Source organism: Reyranella humidisoli, from assembly GCF_019039055.1.
In the GTDB taxonomy this organism is placed as follows: Bacteria; Pseudomonadota; Alphaproteobacteria; order Reyranellales; family Reyranellaceae; genus Reyranella; species Reyranella humidisoli.
The window spans coordinates 1,758,607-1,772,862 of the sequence record NZ_JAHOPB010000001.1 but is presented as its reverse complement, the minus strand read 5'-3'; the positions used below and the strand labels follow the sequence as shown (position 1 = coordinate 1,772,862).

The window sequence follows — 14,256 nt, the reverse complement described above, 5'->3', positions numbered from 1 at the left end:
GTGGCGCCGATCCAGTCCACTTATTTTTGGCGGTCGGATTTCCCGTCCAGGGGAACGCCATAAAGCTCGAGGCGATGCCCAACCAGCCGATAGCCCGCCTTTTCGGCGATCTTCCGCTGCAGCTCCTCGATCTCGTCGTTGTGGAATTCCACAACCTTGCCGCTCTGGATGTCGATCAGATGATCGTGGTGCTCGTCCGGCGTTTCCTCGTAGCGCGCGCGTCCGTCGCCGAAGTCGTGCTTCGCAAGGATGCCCGCTTCCTCGAACAGACGCACGGTCCGGTACACCGTCGCGATCGAGATGTTCGGATCGATCGCCGTCGCGCGACGATGCACGGCCTCGACGTCGGGATGATCCGACGCTTCCGACAGCACACGTGCGATCACGCGTCGCTGGTCGGTCATCTTGAGGCCGCGCTCTGCGCATAGGACTTCGAGTTTGGATTTCCGGTCTGGCATGACAGCCTACCCTACACTGGCAGGCGTTCGGGGTATAGTTGGACATGTCCATACAGGCCGACCATGACATCGACATTACCGGCGAGGTCTGTCCCATGACGTTCGTCCGGACCAAGCTCAGGCTCGAACGCATGCAGCCTGGGGAAACCCTCGCCGTACGGCTTCGCGGCGAGGAGCCTTTGCGCAACGTGCCCCGCGCGGCGCGCGACGAAGGCCATGCCATCCTGTCCATCGAAGCCGATGGCGATGCCCAAATCGTGATCATCCGGCGCGCCTGATCAGGTGAGACTGAGACGCATGATGAAAGCGTCCGCGGCTGCCCGCCCGGCCCGCGGATAATAGCCGGCGCGTTTGCCCACGACGACGAACCCGAGTGAATCGTAGAGCGTCCGGGCGCCCGGATTATCCGCACCGACTTCAAGGAAAAGCGTCTTCGCACCGCCGGTACGGGCTTGCCCTGTCACCGCATCGAGGAGCCGGCGGGCAGCACCGCGGCGGCGATGGCCGGGATCGACGGCGACGGTAAGAAGTTCGGCCTCGTCGGCCACGACGCGAGAGATGGCCATGCCGATGTCGGAGGACGCTTCCGTCAGAAGGAAGCCGACGCTTCCCGGCGACGCCAGCAGGCCCGCAAGATCCCGCCGCGTCCAGGCGTGCTCCCCCATCGGCTCGAAGGCTTCGCGATGGAGGCGCGCCGCGCGATCGAGATCGAGTGCGCCCAGTCGGGCAAGCGTGAAGCCGGCATCCATCACTCGACCGTGCGGCGGGCGCCATCCGGCAGGGTGATGTTCACGCCCCGCAGGTAGAGAGGCCGCGGCAGGCCTTCGTCGCTATTGCGGTCACGCCATGACGCTACGCCAACGCTTTCGGCAAGGCGGCCGAGGACGGCCGGATCGGGCGGGCCGTCATGGGCAACCGCATCGAGACCGCCAGCCAGCAGCGACTGGACGAGCGGGTCCACATCCTTGCCCACGATCAGGCACGCGCGGCCGGCAAGACGCGCCGCGACATCCCCCGCGGTCGCGGCGAACGGCGACGCCTCCTCGCCGATCGCGCAGAACCAGTCGCCGAGCTTGGTGTCGACCGCGGCGACCACCAGCCGGTCGGTGGCGGGCGCCTGCGCGCGCAGCACCGTCGTGGTGGAAATCCCCGCCAGGGGAATGCCGAGACCGACCGCGAGGCCGCGCGCCGCCGACAATCCGACGCGCACACCCGTGAAACTTCCCGGACCTGTCGTGACGGCGATCAGCTCGAGTTCGCGTCGAGCGACGCCGGCCTGGTCGAGTGCAGCGGCGATCGCCGGCAGGAGTCGTGCCGCCTGTTCGCGCCCTTCTTCCACGAGGGTCACGAGGGAAACGCCGTCACGAACGATCGCGACGCCCTGTCCGCTCACCGCGCAATCGAAGGCGAGGACAGTGCTCACAGGCAGCCACCGCGCGGGGTACTGGCGCCGATGAAGGCGGCTGGGCATTGTTGTGTCATGAAGCTCGACATTGTTGCGATCGCTCCGCCCGACTTCGACGTCGACGTGACGCTGGCCTATGCGACGGACGCAAATCTAACGGGACGACCGGTGTACCGAAACGCCGAATGCTGGCTGCACCGAGAGGCTGCCGCGAAGCTCGCCGCGGCGATCGACCTCGCCCGGCCGCTGGGATATCGGCTGCGCATCTTCGATGCCCTGCGACCGGTCGAGGCGCAGTGGGCTCTCTGGAACGTCAATCCCGATCCGGAATTCATCGCCGACCCTCGCCGCGGCTCGCCCCATTCGCGCGGCGTGGCGGTCGATCTCAGTCTGCTCGACGAACAAGGCCGGGAGCTCGACATGGGTACCGGGTTCGATGCCTTCACGCCGCTGTCCCATCACGGGCGCACCGATATCTCCGCGGAGGCGCAGCGCAATCGCCTGCTGCTCATGGGCCTGATGACGTCAGCCGGCTGGGACTTCTACCGCAACGAATGGTGGCACTATCAGCTGTTCGACGCCCGGCGCTATCCGCTCGTCGCAGACACCGACCTGCCACGCCCGATGATGTGATCGGCCGCCTCAGAAGCCCGAGAGCCGCGCCTTGTCGAAATCGCGCAGGTCGTTTTCGCGCATGATCTGGCGCACGAACTGCACATAGCCCTGTCCGCGTTCGGAATAGCGAAGGAGCGAACCGATCAGCCGGAAACCGTCCGGATTCTCGCCCTTCTCGCGCATTGCCGCCCGCTCGCTGCGGAAGCCGGCATAGGCAGGATGGGTGTTGAGGTTGGTAATGTAGGCTTCGGTCGACTCGCCGACGTCGGCGAAAGGCTGCGGCATGCCGGCGCCGGGCTTCCAGGGCACGGAGACGCTGTGGCGGCCAACCGCCTGGATCTGCCCATACAGGGCGTTGCCGGTGCGGGCCGCGAAGGACGTTCCCCAACCGGACTCGACGCCTCCCTGGGCGATCGCCATCGACGGCGGGACGATGTCGACGCGCCGGACCAGCTCGTCGATCTTGTCGGCCGAGGTTTCGTAGCGGTCGGCTAGATCGTCGAGCCAGATGCGCTCGATGGCCGTCAGCATCTGCGGCGTCGAATAGAGCTTGTCGCGCAGATAGAGGAGTTGCTCGCGGTCGGCGAGGACGCGCTGGTTGACCTCGAGGATCACCGGCAGCAGCGCCGTGATGAACAGCATCTTGCGCTCGTTGCCGTCCTTGTTGCCGAGATCGGCCGGCACGCGGTCGACCTTGTAGGGCGGCACCGCCTCGCCCTGGCGGATGTCGGTCAGCGTGTAGGAGACGTCGCGGAAGAAACCGGCCAGCTCGTCGGCCGTGCGCGGGCTGATCGCGCGAACCTGAACCTGGCGGCGAACCGCATTGCCGGGAGCGGCGAAGCGGCCGTGGGCGCCCGAACCGTCGCGCGCCGAGCGATTGACCACGTCGTCCGGCTCGCTCACCTCGTGCCGCACGAACATGAGGGCGGCGGGTTCGGCCTCCAGCACCAGGAAATGCGGCTGCTCGGCTTCGTGGGCATAGGCGCTGCCGACGCCCACGAATGACAGATAGGGCGCCACGTCCAGGGACGGCAGCGGCTTGTAGAAGGCGACACCGGTCGCCAGCACCGCCGCCCACGCGGCGGGAAAAGCATATTGGCGTCCGCGCTCGATCGCGGGCCGTAAGGTCAACTGCATGCCACACTCATCATTTGATTTGCTCGCACGAACGGCCGCACGCGCGGCCCCGAGGGGGGCCGCGAACGCCATCACAACGCGTACGCTTCGAGCTGAAGCGGCCTACTGGGCCGCCTGGACTTCAACCACTTCCGGCACGTAGTGCTTCAGAAGGTTCTCGATCCCCATCTTCAGCGTGGCTGTCGAACTCGGGCAACCCGAGCAGGATCCCTGCATGTGCAGGTAGACGATGCCGTCGCGGAAGTCGTGAAACACAATATCGCCGCCGTCCTGGGCCACTGCCGGCCGGACGCGCGTGTCGAGAAGTTCCTTGATCTGGGCAACGACTTCATCGTCGTCCGCCGCGGCGGCCACGGCCGCCTCACCGTCGACGATCACGGGATCGCCCGACGTGTAGTGCTCCATGATGCCACCGAGAATGGAGGGCTTCATGATCTGCCAGTCCCGGTCGGCCGTCTTGGTGACGGTGACGAAATCGGAACCGAAGAACACGCGCTCTACGCCTTCGATCGCGAACAGCCTCTTGGCAAGCGGCGACGGCGTGGCGGCCTCTACGTTGGCGAAGTCCGCCGTCCCCTTCTCCATGACCACGCGGCCGGGGAGAAACTTAAGGGTCGACGGATTGGGCGTCTGCTCGGTCTGGATAAACAAACCTACCTCCGGTTCGAACGCTTCGCGGGGGATCCCGCTCGGCATCGCTCAGGCTGGGGATCAGGACGTCTCCATCCCCACTCGATGCCCTCGGACGTAGGAACCACGGTCAAGCCGATCAAGATGATTCTGGAGCGGCACTGTATAGATATTATGGAATAAATAGGTATTATTGTTTAATATCATATGCTTATGATATTTTCTATGGAATGTAACCTTTGTCACCAGTTTCGATACAAAGAAGCTTTCGACGCGGATCGCCGCAGTTGGGTGGCGAAACTCCCCGCATACATCATGAGATAGCGTCGATCTCGGCATCCGTCAGGGCGCCCGGCACGATCGTGAGAGGGATGCGGAGCTGCGCGCCCGCCTTGCCGGTGAACGCCGTCACCAGGGGCCCCGGCCCCTCCCCGCTCGACGCGCTGCCGAGCACCAGAACCGAGATCGATCGATCCTCGACGAGCAGCTTCGCGAGTTCGTCCCGGCTCTTGCCTTCGCGAATGTAGATCGAAGGCGGCTGGCCGGTCAGCGAGACCGCCACGTCGGCGTGACGGGCCACAACTTCCTCGGCCTGCTGACGCGACTCCTCGCGCATCAGCTCCACCACGGAGCCCCATTGCTGGCCTTCCGGCGGGTCCATGACATAGAGCATGGCGACGCGGCCGCCCGTCCGCTTGGCGCGCCGGCAGGCGTAGCGCAACGCGTTGCGCATCTCGGGGCTTTCGTCGACCACGACGAGGAAGACACGTTCGTCGGACTTCGGCTGCACGCTCATGAACCGCTCCCCCTCTCCTAGAGACGCCGCATGACGGAGCCGCCGATCCAGCCGACCAGCAAGGCCATCAGAACGGCACCCAACCCGTACAGGGCTCCGTCATGGCTCGCCCATCCGGCGAGCTGGGCACTGAAGCCGACCTTGCCGACGGGCAGCGGGCGCGACACCGCCGCGACGATCTTGCCTTCGCGCAGGAGGTAGACCCGGACCTCGTAGACGCCTTCCGGCAGCCGCGACGGAAACGGCAGGTCGACACGAAACAGACGGCCCGCCTGCACCGTGACCTGCCCGATGGCCGCCGGATAGAGGCCCTCGCGCCGCTTGACCTCGACGAGGCCCGCGCGAAAGCGCGCAAGATCGGCGGTATCCCGCGGCGTCGCGGGCTTGACGCTTGCCAGCCTGTCCTCGAGCGACAGGATCTCGCCGCCGGCACCGCGGGCGAGCAGGCGCTGCAACGGTTGGCTGGCGGCAATCGCATAATAGGCCGGCACGTCGTCGAACGACTGCCGTCCCGTATTGAGCCAGATGCCGAGGAATCGCTGCTTGCGCATGACCGTCTCGCGCGCGGCCGGCCCGGCCACGACGACCACGATCTCGCCGGGTGGATCGAACATGCCGAACATCAGGATGCTTTCACCCTGGAAGGCCGAGGTGATCGACACGCGAGCCAGGGAGAGATCGACGATCAGGTCGGGAGTCGTGGGTTCGCTGGGCACCGAAGGCGGCCCGATGGCGTCGGGCGGTCCGCCGATGCCGGGCGCCGGACGGCTGCCCGGTGCCGGAAGGCTGCCCGGTGCCGGCTCGACCCGGGGGCCCTGGGCCGAGGCGCCGGCCGCCCCCACGAAGAGGACGAACGCGGCGCCGAGGGCGGCCAGCGTACCCGCCACCCCTCTCATGGCAGCACCTCTCGGCTGCCGAGCGAATAAAGCGAGCTCGGCGTGCGCAGCAATTCGGTCAGGAGCTCCGCCGCCACCGCCAGGATCAGGATCGACATCAAGGCCCGCAGCGCCACGCCCGGCAACTTGGCGGCGATCCGCGCGCCGATCGGCGCGCCGACGACGCCGCCCAGGATCAGCAGCAGGGCCAGGACGACATCGACCGTGCCGTTGGTCGCGGCCTGCAGGAAGGTGACGTTGGCCGCCACGAACAGGATCTGGAAGTTCGACGTGCCGATTACGACCGCGGTCGGCATGCCGAGCAGGTAGATCATGGCCGGCACCAGCACGAAGCCGCCGCCGACGCCCAGGATCGCCGACAGGATGCCGATGACGAAGCCCAGACCGAGCGGCAGCAGGGCACTGATGTAGAGCTTCGACTTGTAGAAGCGCAGCTTCAGCGGCAGCCGGTGCACGAGATAGTGGGTATGGAGCTTGCCACGCGGCCCGTCGGGATTGCGCCGCCGCCTGAAATAGCTTCGCAGGCTCTCGAAGAGCATCAGCAGGCCGATCGTGGAGAGCATCACGACGTAGAGCACCGCGATGACGAAATCGATCTGGCCGATCCGCTTCAGGTACGTGAACAGCCAGACACCGCCCGACGAGCCCAGCATGCCGCCCGCCAGCAGCACGAGTCCCATGCGCAGGTCGACGTTGCCGCGCCGCCACTGGACCTGCAGCGACGAGATCGAGTTGGCCACCACCTGGTTGGCCTGGCTGGCGACGGCGACGGCCGGCGGGATGCCGACGAAGATCAGAAGGGGCGTCGCCAGGAATCCACCGCCGACGCCGAACATGCCCGACAGGAGTCCCGCCGCGGCGCCCAGGCCGAGCAGGACGAACACGTTCATCGAAAGCTCGGCGATGGGGAGATAGATCTCCACGCCGCGGCCTACTTCAGCAGGATGTTGGTGATCTCGCGCAGCTGCGTGCGTGCGCGCAGCAGGTAGAAGCCCTGCGCGAGCAGGTGATTGGGAAACAGCAGCGCATCGGGATAACCGTTCCAGACGACCCACGGGTCGAGCTGGGCGGCGATGCGGAAGGTCTCGACCGTGCCGTTCCAGGCGTTGGTGAGTTCGCGGTCGCGGATCACGTTCTGGAAATCGGAACCGAGGTCGCGCAGCAACAGGTAGTAGACGTAGAGACGACCCTTGTTGAAATAGAAGATGTCGTCACATCTGGCGTCGAACAGGTCGCCGGCCTTCTCGATGACGTGCTGGTCGATCGCCGCGGAGTCCGAGCCGAGATCGTTGGCGATGCGGTCGAGCAGCGCCTGGAGATTGTCCGCGCGCCTCTCGAACACGGCCTGACCGGTGCCCAGCCGCTTGTTGTAGGCCATCAGCTTGTCGCGGCCGGCGCGATACTTCTGCGCCGAGGTCGCCGAGGGCAGCAGCGAGACGCTGGGCTGCCACAGCCAGATGTTGGGCTGCTCGTTCAGGAAACCGCGCGCCTGCTCGAGGTCGCGGTCGGTCTGGCTCGAGCCGCGCGTGCGGCCGAGCTGGTCCATCAGCTCGGTGCTGAACCGGCCCAGCGCCGACATGATGCCGCGCTGGTAGTTCGGCATGTTGTCGAGAAGGCCGGACGGCATGAAGAACGGCATCATCGGCGTCCAGGTGTGGACGTCGACCTCCCGTGTCACGAGATCGGCCGCGGTGGCCACGGCCTTGCTTTCGCCTGGTGCAACGCCGCGCGCCGTGAACTGCGGATCGTCGTCGATATCCTCGGTCACCAGCGCGCCGACCGGATAGTAGAGGATCACCAGCAGCAGGGCGATGCGCCATGTCCACTTCCAGGCAGTGCGACCGCCTGACGATGGGACGGACGTCGAACGGCCCGGGCGCCATGTCCGCACGCTGTCCCAGCGACGGCGCCACCAGGAAGGCGAAGCCGACGGGCGCTCGCTGAAGTCCGGTTCGAATGTCATGGCACACCTTACCATTCGCCTCGTGACGAAACAGGGGCGACGCCTGCTAGAGTGGGTCAAATGTTTTGAATGGAGTGGGTGGAATGGCTCTCGATCCGGAATCCCAGCGGCTGATCGACCTGATGGCGGCCGCGAACCGTCCGGCCTGGAACACGCTGAGCCCTCAGGCGGCTCGCGACCTTTATCTCTCCCTGCGGTCCGGCGCCCAGGGCCCGCGCCCGGCGCATGTCACGGTGGTCGATCGGACCATCCCCGGCCCGGACGGCGAGCTGGCCGTGCGCATCTACCGTCCGACTTCAGCCGCTCCCGACGCCAAGCTACCGGCGCTGGTCTATGCGCATGGCGGCGGCTGGGTTTTCGGCAATCTCGACAGCCATGACGTGCTCTGCGCCCAGCTCGCCATCGAAGCCGGCATCGCGGTCTTCCACATCGACTATCGCCTGGCGCCCGAGGCCCGCTTCCCCGGCGCTTTCGACGACGTCGTCGCCGGCCTGAAGTGGGTCGCCGCCAACGGCGAGTCGGTCGGCATCGATCCCACGCGCCTGGCGATCGGCGGCGACAGCGCCGGCGGAAACCTGGCCGCCGCGGTGTCGATCTGGGCGCGGGACCATGGCGGACCGAAGCTCCTGATGCAGTTGCTCGCCTATCCCGTGACCGACGCGGTCGCCCGCACCGAGTCCTACCGTCGCTACGAGGACGGCTACGGGCTGAACGCCGTCACCATGGAATGGTTCTTCGACCACTACACGCCCGACAAAGCGGGCCGCGGCGACTGGCGGGTCTCGCCGTTGCGCGCCGCCTCGCTGGCCGGCCTGCCGCCGGCCCTGGTCGTCACGGCAGGCTACGACCCGCTGCGTGACGAAGGCCGCGCCTATGCCTGGCGGTTGCACCAGGAAGGCACGCAGGCCGACCTGGTCGAGTTCGGCGGCATGCTGCACGGCTTCCTGAGTTCGCCGATGCTGCTACACGGCGCCCGGCGCGGCACAACGCTCTGCGCCGCGGCCCTGCGCGAGGCCTTGGTCCTGCGCACCCAGTGAGCGCCGCTCCCTCCGGCCGCGCCGCGCCCGTCGGCATGGCGCTGCCGGGCCTGGTGATCGCCGTCTGCATGATCGGCGACACGCTGCTCTACGCGGTGCTGCCGCTCTACCATCAGGAGTTCGGTCTTTCGCTGGCGATGGTCGGCGTGCTGCTGTCGCTCAACCGCTGGATCCGTCTCGTCGCCAATTCCGGCGTCGCCCATTTCGGCGAGCGCGTGGGCCCGCACGCACTGATGATCGCGGCCGCGCTGGGCTCGGCCGTCTCGACGACCATCTATGGATTGGTCGAGGACCCCACGGCGCAGATCGTGGCCCGCATCCTGTGGGGCATCTCCTATGCCGCCCTCAATCTCTCGACACTGGCCTATGCCGTGAGCGACCGCGCCAATGCCGGCAAGCGGGTCGGCGCCAGCCGCGCGGCAATCGGTCTCGTCCAGGCCTTGTCACTGGTCGGCGGCGCCTGGATCGTGCTGGAATTGGGCGCGCGGCCGGTTTTCCTGATCTTTGGCGCCGTGACGCTGGTCGCACTGTGCGCAGCGATCGTCCTGCCGCGCCTGCCGCCGGAACCTGCGGCGAAGAAGGGCTTCAAGCTGCCGGTGCCGCATCGCCTCGAAGTCTGGGGCTTCGTGATGGGCTTCTCCGGCGACGGTGTCTTCCTGCTGACGCTCGCCTTCCTGATGAAGGATTCGATCACTTCCGTGGCTCCGGTGATGGCGACGGCGCTGCTGCTGGCCCTGCGGTGGCTGGTCGAGGTGACGACTGGCCCGATCGGCGGCTGGATCGGCGACCGCTTCGGAGCACGGCGCATCGCCATCGCGAACGCCGCCCTGCTGGTCTCGGGCTTCGTCCTGATCGCGGCGGACCATGAGCTGCTGGGCGCGCTGATGATCGTGACGACACGCGGTATGTTCAACACGCTGATCCCGGTGCTGGTGATCGAGCGGGGTCACGGCACGGTCCTCTCCAGCCAGGCGAGCTATTCGACCTGGCGCGACTTCGGCGCCGCCGTCGGCCCGCTCACCGCGCCGTGGCTGTTCCTCGCCGTTCCGCAGACACCCCTCTATGCCGCGTTGGCGCTGGCGCTCGGGCTCAGCGGCTACTTCTGCCTGGTCCGCCGCTGAGGAAACAGCGCTGATCTAATTGCAATATACTTGCATACGGAAACATATCGGCCTATATCGAGCCGATGACCAACTCTGCCTTCTCCGCCACCCTGAACCTGCTTCGCGCCACGGCGCGCCTCGAAGAGCGCTTTGCCGGCGAACTCGGCTCCGTGCACGGGCTGGCGCTCAAGGAGGTGCTGCTGCTGATGCACCTCGACCGCGCGCCCCTCAGGCGGCTGAGCCGTGTCGACCTCGCCAAGCGCCTGCATGTCAGCCCCTCGACCGTGACCCGCATGACCAACCCGCTGGAGAAACTGGGTTGCGTCGGACGCCAGGCCGATCCGCGCGACGCCCGCCTCGCCTATGTCGTGCTGACCGAGACCGGCCAGAAGCGGGTCGTCGAAGCGCGGACGACGCTCGAGCGTATGGCCGCCGACCTGTTCCGCGACCGCTGGACCCAGTCGGAGATCGCCACCCTGTCGGATCTGGTCGGCCGCCTGACCGCCGGCCAGCCCGGAGACCTGGCATGATCCACCTGATCTGCGGCTCCACCGGTGCCGGCAAGACCACTTACGCGACCAAGCTGCGCCAGCAGCTTGGTGCGCTGCATCTGTCGATCGACGACTGGATGGTGACGCTGTTCGCGCCCGACAGACCGGCACAGCCGAACTGGCCGTGGATCGAGGAGCGTGTGCTGCGCTGTGAGCGGCAGATCCTCGCGACGGCTCTCGAGCTTGCCCGCGTAGGCGTGCCGTCGATCCTCGATCTCGGCCTTCAGCGCTTGGACCAGCGCCGGCGCATCGCGGAACAGACATTGGCAGCCGGCATCGCCGTGCGCCTGCACTTCCTCGACGTCGACGTCACCGAGCGCTGGCGCAGGGTCGAACAGCGCAACGCACAACAGGGCGAAACCTTTCGCGTGAATGTCACGCGCCCGATGTTCGATTTTATCGAAACGATCTGGCAGCCGCCGACCGACGATGAGATGTCAGTCCTCGATGGCGTGCGTGTCGCGGCTTGAGACACTCATATGAAACAAGCATCCCTCGCTACGCTCGGGATGACACCAACCTTTAGGATCGGCGCACAGCGCAAATCCCAGCAATAGTGTCATCCCGAACGAAGTGAGGGATCCTTCGTTAGCCCTAGCGGAACACGTCCTTGCGGTGACGCACTTCGGCGAACACCGCGACGGGATCGCCGCCGGCGAGGCCGACCGCGGCCTGGACCGCCGGCACGTCAGCGCGCAGGAACGGGTTGGTGGCTTTTTCCTCGCCGAGCAGCGACGGCACGGTGGCCTCGCCCTTGGCGCGCGCCGCGTCGATCGCGGCCGAGCGTGCCTTCAGTTGCTGGTTGCCGGTCTCGACGGTCAGCGCGAAGCGCGCGTTCGACTGGGTGTATTCGTGGGCGCAGTAGACGCGCATGTCGTCGGACAGAGCGCGCAGGCGGCTGAGCGATGTCCAGAACTGCTGCGGCGTGCCCTCGAACATGCGGCCGCAGCCCAGCGCGAACAGCGTGTCGCCGCAGAACAGCGCCTTCTGGTCGCGGAACGCGTAGGCGATGTGGCCGCTGGTATGGCCCGGCACGAAGAAGATCTCGGCTTCGGCCTCGCCGAACCGGTAGCGATCGCCATCGTCGACCTCGACGTCGATGCCGGGGATGCGGGCGCGGTCCTGGCGCAGGCCGACGATGGTGCAGCCGGTCGCCTTCTTGATCTCCAGGTTGCCGCCGACATGGTCGCCATGATGGTGGGTGTTCAGGATATGGGTGATCTTCCAGCGGCGCTTTTCGGCCTCCGCGAGGACCGGACCGGCCACGGCGGGATCGACGACGCCGACGGCGCCGCTCTGCGGCTCGCGCATCAACCACACGTAATTGTCGTTCAGGACCGGGATTCGGACGATGTCTAGCGTTGTGCTCATGTTGCAACGCTAGCAGAGCTGGAATGCGCCGGCCATGGCCCGGCCGCCCGGCTTTCTGCTACAGTCGGGGCATGTGGAGCGACGTCCTCGACCTTGAGGAATTCTACGGCAGCACGCTGGGTCAGATGACCGGGCGGCTGCTGCGCACCCGGTTGCGCGAAATCTGGCCGAACGTTCGAGGCGAGACCGTACTGGGCCTGGGTTACGCGCAACCGCTGCTGCGTCCCTTCATGGAGGAGGCCGGCCGCACGCTCGCCTTCATGCCGGCCCAGCAGGGTGTGGCGCGGTGGCCGCGCGAGGGCCGCAACCTCGCGACCCTGGTCGACGAACTCGACCTGCCGCTGCCCGACCGCTCGGTCGACCGCGTGGTACTGGTTCATGCCGTCGAATGCACCGAACAGTTGCGCCCGATGCTGCGCGAGATCTGGCGCGTGATGGCTGACGGCGGCCGCATGGTCGTCGTGGCGCCGACCCGTACAGGCTTCTGGTCGCAGATCGACCGCTCGCCCTTCTACCACGGCCATCCCTATTCGGCCGGCCAGCTCAACGCGCTGCTGCGCGCCAACATGTTCGCACCGCTGCGCCAGACGCGCGCGCTCTACATGCCGCCGACGCGCTCGCGGCTCATGATGCGCATGGCGCCGACGATCGAGCGCTTCGGCCAGCGCTGGCTCGGCCGCTTCGGCGGCGTCAACGTCATCGAATCCGGCAAGCAGCTCTATGCGGGCATTGCGGAACGCAGCCAGCCGCAGGCGGTCGTCGCCGCGCGGCCCAAGCTGCGTGTCGCCAGTTCGCGCGACACCCCCCAGGTTGCAGGGGCCGCGCGCAACACCGAGGACGGCGAAAAACCCGCCTCCTGATCTCCGGGAAAGAACGACATGGCATTTTCTCCGCGCGTGATCGCGCTGCTGGGTTTTGGCGAGGCGGGATCGGCCATCGCCCGTGGTCTTGCCGCCGAAGGCGGCTGGCGCGGTCCCTCCAAGCCGGGTGACAACGCGCCGCGTCGCCTCATCGCCATCGACACCGCGCTCGACAAGGACGCGCGTGGCACCGCGCTGGGCAAGGTCGCCCGCGGTCTCGATATCGCGATCGCCGACGGCTACACCGAGGCGCTGAGCGAAGCCGATCTCGTGATCTGTGCCGTGCAGGGCGAGCATGCGCTCTCGGCCGCGCAATCCGCTGCTCCCCTCTTGAAGAAGGGCGCTCACTATCTCGACCTCTGCACCGTGACCGGCAAGATGTCGGACGAGGACCGCGCCGAGATCGGGAAGGGCGCCGGCCTCTATGTCGATGTCGCCGTCATGGGCGGCTTCTTCAAGCAGGGCATCAAGGCGCCGATGCTGGTGGCCGGTGAGGACGCCGCCGAGGCGGTCGCCTGGATGAACGACAACGGTTTCGTCGCCACCTTGCTGGGACCGAAGCCCGGCAGCGCCTCGTCGGTGAAGATGCTGCGCAGCACGCTGGTGAAGGGCATCGAGGCGCTGGGTGTCGAGGCGCTGGTCGCCGCGCAACGACAGGGCATCCTCGACGAAGTGCTGGGCTGCCTCGGCGATGCGGACTCGATGGGGCTGAGCGGCTTCATCACCATGCTCGTGCAGACGCATGTCGTGCATGCCCATCGCCGCTGGGAAGAGATGGGGCTGGTGGCGCAGACGCTGCGCGAGACCGGCGTCGATCCGCTGATGACCGAGGCCATCGAGAGGAGCCATCGCCGTACGGTCGACGCGCACATTGCGCCCGCCGATGGCCAGGTACCGAGCCTCGAGGACGCGCTCAGGATCCTGTCGGAGAAGGTGATCCGTGGCGGGTGAAGTCTTCGACCGGCTGGTGGCGCTCCTCACCGAGGCGAAGGCGAAGTTCCGCGTCATCGAGCACGAGGCCGAGGGCAAGTCGGAAGCGATCAGCGCCATCCGCGGCAATCGCCCCGACCAGGCCGCCAAGGCCATGGTGCTGGACGTGCGCGGCGGCGGCGGGGGCAAGCGCCATGTGCTCGCCATCCTGCCGGGCAGCCGCAAGCTCGACTTCGCCGCCGTGGCCGCCCTCTTCGAAGCCCGCAAGTGCGGCTTCGCCTCGCCCGAGACGGCCCAGGCGCTGACCGGGTGCGTCATGGGCGCGGTGCCGCCGTTCGCTCTCGACCCGGCCATTTCAATCGTCGTCGAGGAAGACCTGCTCGCCAACGAGACACTGTTCTTCAATGCCGGCCGCCTCGACCGCTCGATGGAACTCGATACGAAGGATTGGCTGGCGATCGCCAAACCGCGCCTCGCCCGGATCGCGGCGCGTGACTGAGGCAT

Annotated in this window: 19 protein-coding genes; 9 read left to right on the top strand and 10 right to left on the bottom strand. The window is 67.1% G+C overall.

The features are described from left to right. Window positions 1-20 precede the first annotated feature (20 nt). Window positions 21-458, bottom strand: coding sequence for a Fur family transcriptional regulator (locus KQ910_RS08715; protein ID WP_068199091.1), 438 nt, complete (start codon window positions 456-458; stop codon window positions 21-23). 44 nt (window positions 459-502) lie between these two features. Between KQ910_RS08715 and KQ910_RS08710 the strand changes: the two genes are divergently transcribed. Then, on the top strand, window positions 503-736 hold the full coding sequence (locus KQ910_RS08710; protein ID WP_068199089.1) for a sulfurtransferase TusA family protein: 234 nt from the start codon (window positions 503-505) through the stop codon (window positions 734-736). Here KQ910_RS08710 and KQ910_RS08705 read toward each other — a convergent pair whose 3' ends face one another. Further along, complete coding sequence (locus KQ910_RS08705; RefSeq protein WP_216958381.1) at window positions 737-1,207, bottom strand: GNAT family N-acetyltransferase; 471 nt, start codon at window positions 1,205-1,207, stop codon at window positions 737-739. Next, the gene (gene tsaB / locus KQ910_RS08700) at window positions 1,207-1,881 is read right to left on the bottom strand and encodes a tRNA (adenosine(37)-N6)-threonylcarbamoyltransferase complex dimerization subunit type 1 TsaB (RefSeq protein ID WP_216958379.1); all 675 of its coding nucleotides are present in this window, start codon (window positions 1,879-1,881) and stop codon (window positions 1,207-1,209) included. Before tsaB ends, KQ910_RS08705 begins: the two co-directional genes overlap by 1 nt. Window positions 1,882-1,938: 57 nt before the next feature. Here tsaB and ddpX point away from each other — a divergent pair, with 57 nt between their 5' ends. Continuing rightward, window positions 1,939-2,496, top strand: a complete 558-nt coding sequence (gene ddpX / locus KQ910_RS08695) for a D-alanyl-D-alanine dipeptidase (protein ID WP_216958377.1) — start codon at window positions 1,939-1,941, stop codon at window positions 2,494-2,496. A 9-nt stretch (window positions 2,497-2,505) separates the two neighbouring features. On the opposite strand, the gene KQ910_RS08690 is transcribed toward ddpX, so the two are convergent. From KQ910_RS08690 to KQ910_RS08665, 6 genes are all read right to left on the bottom strand, one after another. Continuing rightward, window positions 2,506-3,615 (bottom strand): glucosaminidase domain-containing protein, encoded by a 1,110-nt coding sequence (locus KQ910_RS08690; RefSeq protein WP_216958375.1) that lies wholly within the window; start codon window positions 3,613-3,615, stop codon window positions 2,506-2,508. A gap of 102 nt (window positions 3,616-3,717) precedes the next feature. Next, window positions 3,718-4,266 (bottom strand): NifU family protein, encoded by a 549-nt coding sequence (locus KQ910_RS08685; protein WP_216958373.1) that lies wholly within the window; start codon window positions 4,264-4,266, stop codon window positions 3,718-3,720. Between the two features lie 292 nt (window positions 4,267-4,558). Next, window positions 4,559-5,041: a universal stress protein gene (locus tag KQ910_RS08680; RefSeq protein ID WP_216958371.1), complete on the bottom strand. Its 483-nt coding sequence runs from the start codon at window positions 5,039-5,041 to the stop codon at window positions 4,559-4,561. A gap of 17 nt (window positions 5,042-5,058) precedes the next feature. Beyond that, complete coding sequence (locus tag KQ910_RS08675) at window positions 5,059-5,937, bottom strand: TIGR02186 family protein (protein ID WP_216958369.1); 879 nt, start codon at window positions 5,935-5,937, stop codon at window positions 5,059-5,061. Next, a complete protein-coding gene (locus KQ910_RS08670) occupies window positions 5,934-6,860 on the bottom strand; it encodes a sulfite exporter TauE/SafE family protein (protein ID WP_216958367.1) in 927 nt (308 codons plus the stop codon). Before KQ910_RS08670 ends, KQ910_RS08675 begins: the two co-directional genes overlap by 4 nt. Window positions 6,861-6,868: 8 nt before the next feature. After that, a complete protein-coding gene (locus KQ910_RS08665; RefSeq protein WP_216958365.1) occupies window positions 6,869-7,900 on the bottom strand; it encodes a DUF2333 family protein in 1,032 nt (343 codons plus the stop codon). A gap of 83 nt (window positions 7,901-7,983) precedes the next feature. Here KQ910_RS08665 and lipP1 point away from each other — a divergent pair, with 83 nt between their 5' ends. From lipP1 to KQ910_RS08645, 4 genes are all read left to right on the top strand, one after another. Then, window positions 7,984-8,937 (top strand): LipP1 family hormone-sensitive lipase, encoded by a 954-nt coding sequence (gene lipP1, locus KQ910_RS08660; protein ID WP_216958363.1) that lies wholly within the window; start codon window positions 7,984-7,986, stop codon window positions 8,935-8,937. Continuing rightward, a complete protein-coding gene (locus tag KQ910_RS08655; RefSeq protein WP_216958361.1) occupies window positions 8,934-10,058 on the top strand; it encodes an MFS transporter in 1,125 nt (374 codons plus the stop codon). Before lipP1 ends, KQ910_RS08655 begins: the two co-directional genes overlap by 4 nt. 65 nt (window positions 10,059-10,123) lie before the next feature. Continuing rightward, complete coding sequence (locus KQ910_RS08650) at window positions 10,124-10,570, top strand: MarR family winged helix-turn-helix transcriptional regulator (RefSeq protein WP_216958353.1); 447 nt, start codon at window positions 10,124-10,126, stop codon at window positions 10,568-10,570. After that, on the top strand, window positions 10,567-11,061 hold the full coding sequence (locus tag KQ910_RS08645) for a P-loop nucleotide/nucleoside kinase family protein (protein ID WP_216958351.1): 495 nt from the start codon (window positions 10,567-10,569) through the stop codon (window positions 11,059-11,061). The genes KQ910_RS08650 and KQ910_RS08645 overlap by 4 nt, the downstream gene beginning before the upstream one ends. Before the next feature lie 124 nt (window positions 11,062-11,185). Here the strand turns inward: KQ910_RS08645 and gloB are convergent, their stop codons facing one another. Then, complete coding sequence (gene gloB / locus KQ910_RS08640; protein ID WP_216958349.1) at window positions 11,186-11,962, bottom strand: hydroxyacylglutathione hydrolase; 777 nt, start codon at window positions 11,960-11,962, stop codon at window positions 11,186-11,188. A gap of 23 nt (window positions 11,963-11,985) precedes the next feature. Between gloB and KQ910_RS08635 the strand changes: the two genes are divergently transcribed. Genes KQ910_RS08635 through KQ910_RS08625 form a run of 3 tightly spaced genes read left to right on the top strand, consistent with a single transcriptional unit; the run spans window position 11,986 to window position 14,251 of the window. Then, window positions 11,986-12,822, top strand: coding sequence for a class I SAM-dependent methyltransferase (locus KQ910_RS08635; protein WP_216958347.1), 837 nt, complete (start codon window positions 11,986-11,988; stop codon window positions 12,820-12,822). 18 nt (window positions 12,823-12,840) lie between these two features. After that, entirely contained in the window at window positions 12,841-13,773 is a 933-nt protein-coding gene (locus KQ910_RS08630; RefSeq protein ID WP_216958345.1) for a DUF1932 domain-containing protein, read from the top strand. Beyond that, on the top strand, window positions 13,763-14,251 hold the full coding sequence (locus tag KQ910_RS08625; protein WP_216958343.1) for a YbaK/EbsC family protein: 489 nt from the start codon (window positions 13,763-13,765) through the stop codon (window positions 14,249-14,251). Before KQ910_RS08630 ends, KQ910_RS08625 begins: the two co-directional genes overlap by 11 nt. The last annotated feature ends 5 nt before the right edge of the window (window positions 14,252-14,256 follow it).

What these genes read in the sequence shown, in the direction of transcription:
- KQ910_RS08675 (WP_216958369.1), bottom strand. Translation starts at nt 5,937, where the DNA reads ATGAGAGGGGTGGCGGGTACGCTGGCCGCCCTCGGCGCCGCGTTCGTC.
- gloB (WP_216958349.1), bottom strand. Translation starts at nt 11,962, where the DNA reads ATGAGCACAACGCTAGACATCGTCCGAATCCCGGTCCTGAACGACAAT.
- lipP1 (WP_216958363.1), top strand. Translation starts at nt 7,984, where the DNA reads ATGGCTCTCGATCCGGAATCCCAGCGGCTGATCGACCTGATGGCGGCC.
- ddpX (WP_216958377.1), top strand. Translation starts at nt 1,939, where the DNA reads ATGAAGCTCGACATTGTTGCGATCGCTCCGCCCGACTTCGACGTCGAC.
- KQ910_RS08630 (WP_216958345.1), top strand. Translation starts at nt 12,841, where the DNA reads ATGGCATTTTCTCCGCGCGTGATCGCGCTGCTGGGTTTTGGCGAGGCG.
- KQ910_RS08705 (WP_216958381.1), bottom strand. Translation starts at nt 1,207, where the DNA reads ATGGATGCCGGCTTCACGCTTGCCCGACTGGGCGCACTCGATCTCGAT.
- KQ910_RS08715 (WP_068199091.1), bottom strand. Translation starts at nt 458, where the DNA reads ATGCCAGACCGGAAATCCAAACTCGAAGTCCTATGCGCAGAGCGCGGC.
- KQ910_RS08645 (WP_216958351.1), top strand. Translation starts at nt 10,567, where the DNA reads ATGATCCACCTGATCTGCGGCTCCACCGGTGCCGGCAAGACCACTTAC.
- KQ910_RS08710 (WP_068199089.1), top strand. Translation starts at nt 503, where the DNA reads ATGTCCATACAGGCCGACCATGACATCGACATTACCGGCGAGGTCTGT.
- KQ910_RS08680 (WP_216958371.1), bottom strand. Translation starts at nt 5,041, where the DNA reads ATGAGCGTGCAGCCGAAGTCCGACGAACGTGTCTTCCTCGTCGTGGTC.
- KQ910_RS08665 (WP_216958365.1), bottom strand. Translation starts at nt 7,900, where the DNA reads ATGACATTCGAACCGGACTTCAGCGAGCGCCCGTCGGCTTCGCCTTCC.
- KQ910_RS08650 (WP_216958353.1), top strand. Translation starts at nt 10,124, where the DNA reads ATGACCAACTCTGCCTTCTCCGCCACCCTGAACCTGCTTCGCGCCACG.
- KQ910_RS08690 (WP_216958375.1), bottom strand. Translation starts at nt 3,615, where the DNA reads ATGCAGTTGACCTTACGGCCCGCGATCGAGCGCGGACGCCAATATGCT.
- KQ910_RS08635 (WP_216958347.1), top strand. Translation starts at nt 11,986, where the DNA reads ATGCGCCGGCCATGGCCCGGCCGCCCGGCTTTCTGCTACAGTCGGGGC.